This is a genomic window from Streptococcus sp. HMSC068F04 (assembly GCF_001837455.1).
Classification (GTDB): Bacteria; Bacillota; Bacilli; order Lactobacillales; family Streptococcaceae; genus Streptococcus; species Streptococcus salivarius_D.
The window spans coordinates 1-361 of the sequence record NZ_KV832540.1 but is presented as its reverse complement, the minus strand read 5'-3'; the positions used below and the strand labels follow the sequence as shown (position 1 = coordinate 361).

Annotated in this window: 1 pseudogene; it reads right to left on the bottom strand. The window is 52.9% G+C overall.

Annotation, left to right across the window (positions count from 1 at the left end):
* A pseudogene (locus tag HMPREF2571_RS10765) lies at positions 1 to 361 on the bottom strand (hypothetical protein); the annotation flags it as partial.

Sequence of the window (361 nt, the reverse complement as noted above, 5' to 3'; positions counted from 1 at the left end):
TGCTTCAGAATCGGCAAGTACGTCCGCGTCGATGAGTGCATCAACAAGTGCTAGCGAATCTGCAAGTACATCTGCATCGCAGAGTGCGTCAACCAGCGCCAGTGAGTCAGCAAGTACAAGTGCCTCACAGAGTGCTTCGACAAGTGCATCTGAATCAGCCAGCACTTCAGCATCGCAAAGTGCTTCAACCAGTGCGAGCGAGTCAGCAAGTACGTCAGCGTCACAGAGTGCTTCAACGAGTGCCAGTGAATCAGCAAGTACGTCCGCGTCGATGAGTGCTTCAACAAGTGCTAGCGAGTCAGCAAGTACCAGTGCCTCACAGAGTGCTTCGACAAGTGCTTCAGAATCGGCAAGTACGTCC